This window comes from Mesorhizobium sp. M5C.F.Ca.IN.020.32.2.1 (genome assembly GCF_004023105.1).
GTDB lineage: Bacteria > Pseudomonadota > Alphaproteobacteria > Rhizobiales > Rhizobiaceae > Mesorhizobium > Mesorhizobium wenxiniae.
The window spans coordinates 1-2,324 of record NZ_RZSX01000941.1 but is presented as its reverse complement, the minus strand read 5'-3'; the positions used below and the strand labels follow the sequence as shown (position 1 = coordinate 2,324).

Annotated in this window: 2 protein-coding genes and 1 pseudogene; all 3 read right to left on the bottom strand. The window is 66.4% G+C overall.

Annotated elements, in window-relative coordinates; all coding sequences use genetic code 11:
* Nucleotides 1-1,085 (bottom strand): pitrilysin family protein (locus EOA86_RS31205; protein WP_164892160.1); only part of this gene is annotated, 1,085 nt, incomplete at its 3' end.
* 96 nt (nt 1,086-1,181) lie between these two features.
* The gene (gene rsmD, locus EOA86_RS31200; RefSeq protein ID WP_128345126.1) at nt 1,182-1,736 is read right to left on the bottom strand and encodes a 16S rRNA (guanine(966)-N(2))-methyltransferase RsmD; all 555 of its coding nucleotides are present in this window, start codon (nt 1,734-1,736) and stop codon (nt 1,182-1,184) included.
* Nucleotides 1,717-2,324 (bottom strand): annotated as a pseudogene (locus EOA86_RS31195) (RNA pseudouridine synthase); the annotation flags it as partial. The pseudogene EOA86_RS31195 and the gene rsmD, both read right to left, overlap by 20 nt.

Sequence of the window (2,324 nt, the reverse complement as noted above, 5' to 3'; positions counted from 1 at the left end):
ACCTCGGCCTCGACCGCCGCCTGGACATCGGCCAGCTTGGCGTCGCCGCGCGGCGCGCCATAGACGGTGAAGTTGGTGGCATCGAGCATGGTGCCCTGGAAGAAGGCGCCGGCCTCGGCGGCGATGCCCTGCTTGACGACAAGCTGCTGGTGGAGCCGGCTGCGGCTACCGCCGCCGAGGATCTCCGCCAGCAAGTCCAGCGCTTCCGCTTCGCCCGGCTTTGCAGTGTGATAGGAGGGAACCACCCATTGCGTCGAAAAGTTCGGCACACTGACACGCGCGTCAGTGAGCGTCACCGTGCGCCTGGTGTTCTGCTCGGGTTCGACCGGACGGATGCGCGGCGGCAGGTCTGGACCACGCGCAATCTTGCCATACGTCTTTTCGGCCAGCGCCTTGACCACCTCCGGGTCGACATCGCCGGCCACCACCAGCACGGCGTTGTTGGGCGTGTAATATTTGTCGTAGAAAGCCTTGGCATCGGCGCGGTTCAGCTTCTCCATCTCCTGCATCCAGCCGATCACCGGAATGCGATAGGGCTGGTTCTGCCACAGCGTGGCGTCGACCTCCTCGCCGAGCACCGCCTGCGGAATGCTGTCGATGCGCGAGCGGCGTTCCTCCAGGATCACGTCGCGCTCGGTGGCGATGACATTGTCGTTGAGGATGAGGTTGCGCATGCGATCAGCCTCGAAATCCATCATCTGCTCGAGCGCCTGCGGCACCACCGTCTCGTAAAACGCGGTGTAGTCATAGGAGGTGAAAGCGTTGTTCGAACCGCCGATCGCGGAGACGGCGCGGTCGAACGCGCCGGCCGCGTGATTGGTCGTCGCCTTGAACATCAGATGCTCGAAGAAATGGGCGATGCCGGACTTGCCGGGCGGCTCATCCGCGCTGCCGATCTTGTACCACACCATATGGGTGACGATCGGCGCCCGGTGATCGGGAATGACGACAACCTCCATGCCGTTGTCGAGCAGGAAATTCGTCACCTTGCCGTCGTCCGGCTTGTTGTCGGCCAGCACCGGGCCGGTCATCACGAGAGCCAGCGCCAAGAGCGTTCCGCGCAGCCATTCAGCCTGAGGTGTCATCAATGGCTCCGGTTGTCATGGGCGGGACGATAGGCGGGGATGGCGATACAGGCAAAGTGATTTGTTCGTCATTTTCGCGCGCAAAGGAGGCCGAACTCAGGCGGCTTCGATGAAGCGGATAACCGTCTCGCCATAGCTGCGCTCGTCGACAACCGAAAAGCCCGGCCCTGCCTCGAACGGCGCCGCTGCCGCCTCCTCGACGACGCAGAGCGCGCCGGGGGCGAGCCAGCCGCCGGCCTTGGCCGAGCGCAAGGCACGCTCGCCCAGTCCCTTGCCATAGGGCGGGTCGGCGAACACCAGGCCGAACTCGACGATCGTGCCTGCGTCGCCCAGAGCCGTAGCATCGCGACGGAATATCTTGGTACGCCCGGTGAGGCCGAAGGCCTCGACATTGGTGCGGATCAGGCCGCGCCCTTCCGCCGATTCTTCGATGAAAACGCCAAAAGTTGCGCCGCGTGACAGCGCCTCGAGGCCGAGCGCGCCGGTGCCGGCGAACAGGTCGAGCACGCGCGCGCCGGCCAGCCTGTCGGGAAAGCGATGCGCCAGCACGTTGAAGACAGCCTCGCGGGTGCGGTCGGTGGTCGGGCGGATAGCGCTTGAGCGGGGCGTCGCCAGCGGACGCCCGCGAAACTCACCGCCGACGATCCGCATTGCCTCCCCTTGATCCCTTGGGGCCGCTGCGCGGCCGGTCGCCGCCTTTGCCGCTATCACTGCTGCCGGAATTGGGGCGTTCGCCACGCGGCTTGCCGAACGGCTTTGCCCCTCCGGGTTTGGCCGGCTTGCCGTAAGACGGCTTGAACGAGGCCTTGCGTTCCTTGGCTTCGGCCGCCTTGGCGGCATCGGCGTCCGCCCTGCCCTTGCCGATCGGCCGCGCGCCCGGCGCCATCCAGACATTGGCCTTGCGCTGGCCCGGCGGCTCGATCGGACGCTGCTCGCGTTCGGACTTTTTCCCGCCGCCCGGTTTTCCGCCAAAGCCGCCCGGCCTCGGGCCGCGATCGCCAAAGCCGTCGCGTTCAGGCCCGCCGCGTGATTTTGGGCCACGCTCACCAAAGCTCTTTTCCGGCACAAAGCTTCTGCCGGGACTTGTCGACAGCTTGCCCAGCGCCGCGTCGCGGCTGCCTTCGCGGCGTTTGCGGTTCTTGATCAATCCGCCTTCGCCGATCGGGCGGCGTTCGCCGTCGCGGGTGAATTTCGGCCGCTCCGGTTCCTCTTCCCGCACCGCTTCGCGCCGCACCGGCC